The sequence below is a fragment of the Xanthobacter sp. BG11Y11_SDJG genome, from assembly GCF_057364445.1.
The window spans coordinates 1-2,199 of sequence record NZ_JBNFNU010000550.1; the positions used below are offsets into that span (position 1 = coordinate 1).

At 72.4% G+C, this 2,199-nt stretch carries 2 protein-coding genes and 1 pseudogene; all 3 read left to right on the forward strand.

Going from position 1 to position 2,199, the window contains the following annotated elements:
• Positions 1-529 precede the first annotated feature (529 nt).
• A pseudogene (locus AC2W7M_RS24255) lies at positions 530-778 on the forward strand (hypothetical protein); the annotation flags it as partial.
• 328 nt (positions 779-1,106) lie between these two features.
• On the forward strand, positions 1,107-1,511 hold the full coding sequence (locus tag AC2W7M_RS24260; protein ID WP_486135569.1) for a hypothetical protein: 405 nt from the start codon (positions 1,107-1,109) through the stop codon (positions 1,509-1,511).
• A 229-nt stretch (positions 1,512-1,740) separates the two neighbouring features.
• Positions 1,741-2,199 (forward strand): SRPBCC family protein (locus AC2W7M_RS24265; RefSeq protein ID WP_486135571.1); only part of this gene is annotated, 459 nt, incomplete at its 3' end.

The window sequence follows — 2,199 nt, forward strand, 5'->3', positions numbered from 1 at the left end:
GGCCGCATGGGGCTGGAGGCCGCCGGGCGGACGCACGGCCGTGCCAACCGGCGAAGCCTTCGATCTTCCCTGCGGCCTCGTGGTGCGCAGCACCGGCTTCCGCTGCTCCCCGCTCGCCGGGGTGCCGTCCGACACCCGCGGCGGGCGGCGTGCCCAACCGCGACGGCCGCGTGACGCTGAGCGGCCGGGTGCTGCCGGGCCTCTATGTCACCGGCTGGATGAAGCGCGGGCCGAGCGGCGTCATCGGCACCAACCGCCCCTGCGGGCAGGAGACCGCGCGCGCCGTGATCGCCGATCTTGCCGGCCGCCCGGTGCGCTCGGACCCCGGCTTCCGGCTCGACGCTGTGCTCGCCAGCCGGCGCATCGCCTTCGTCGACCGGGACGGCTGGCGGCGCATCGACGCCTGCGAGCGCGCGCGCGGAACACAGAGCGGCAAGCCGCGCGAGAAGCTGGTGGTCCGCGAGGCGTTGCTCGCTGCCGCGCGCGATTGCGCCGACCTCCCGGCGATCCTGCACGCCGCGACGCCATGATGGCGCGCGGGGACGGCATCGTCGTCGAAAAATACCAGACGCTCGGCAATTGCTACCTGCTGCTGGACCCGGTCCGCAACGGACTTGCCGGCGACGGGCTGCCGCCGGTCGCGTTTGTGCGGCGCGTGTGCGACCCCCATCTCGGCATCGGCTCGGACGGCCTGCTGGTGGGGCCCGAGCCGCTCGCGGACGGGCGCTTCGGCCTGCGCATCCTGAATTCCGATGGCAGCCGGGCGGAATTCAGCGGCAACGGCTCGCGCATCTTCGCCCGCTATCTGTTCGATGCCGGCCATGCCGAGCGCCGCGCCGGCCTCACGGTGATCGCCGGAGATGGCGGCGAGGTGCGCCTCGGCGCCTGGCTGGAAGGGGAGACGCCGGAGGGCCCCATCGTCACCGAGATGGCGGCGCCATTGCGCCTCGGTCCCGAAGCGGCGGGCGCGCGGCCGGGCGGCGTGGTGCCGCGCGGCGACCTCTTCAGCGTTCCGGCGATCGACGAGGCCGGCCGGCGCCTGTTCGGGCGGACCGACTGGACGCGCAGCCTGCCGCTCGCCATCGGCACCCCATTGCGTCACGCTGGTGGACACGCCGGAGGCCCTGCCCTCCTACGCCGCCCTGCGCGCCGCGGCGCCCGAACTCGCGCGGATCGCCGACGCGCCGGCACCGGGGGGAACGCCCGGCCCGTTCGCGCGCGGCTGCAATCTGCAATGGGTCTTCGCCGAGAGCCGGACCCGCCTCCATCTGCGCATCGTCGAGCGCGGCGAAGGCCCGACCTTGGCTTCCGGCTCCAGCGCCTCGGCGGCGGCCGTCGCCGCTCATCGTTCCGGGCTGGTGGAGCCTGCATTGACGGTGGTCATGCCCGGCGGCGAACTGCCGGTTCGGCTCGGCGACGCGCCGGACGGGGGCCTGTCGATCCGTCTTACCGCCCCGGTGACACCCATCGCCACCTGCCGCCTGCATGGCGCCGGGATCGGCCGCGACTGACGCGCGGGAACCATCAGGCGGGAACAGGCTGGGTTTGGCGCGGGATCCGCCCGGTCGTGGGGGCGGGGAGACGGCTGCGGCGCCGCAACCGCAGATCGCGACACAATCCCCCGTTACGCCATTACGTATGTTTGTCGTACAAACTGGCGGTCATATGTTGACACGCTATGACTCCAGCCCCATAGAAGTCGGGAGGACACGCCAAAGGCAGCCGGAGGGCTCGGCAGACATGAAGATCGTCAATCGGTTTCGGGTGCCGCTGCCGGTGTCCGAGGCCTGGATCGCGCTCAACGACATTCCCCGCGTGGCGCCCTGCGCGCCCGGGGCGCAGCTCATCGAGGAGCGGCCGGACGGCAGCTATCTGGGCACGGTCTCGGTCAAGCTCGGCCCGGTGGCGCTGACCTTCAAGGGGACGCTGGTCTACAAGGAGCGCGACGAAGCCAGCCACCGCGTCGTCGCCGAGGCCTCGGGCAGCGAGACCCGGGCGCGCGGAACGGCGCGGGCGATTGTAATCTTTGTTCTTTCTCCCGATGGCGACGGCACCCGGGTGGACGTGGACACCGACGTCCAGCTCGCCGGCTCCATCGCCCAATATGGCCGCGGCGCGGCGCTCATCCAGTCCACCGCCCAGGTGCTGATGGACGAATTCGCCAAGAACTTCGCCGCCCAGCTTCAGCCCAATCCGCTG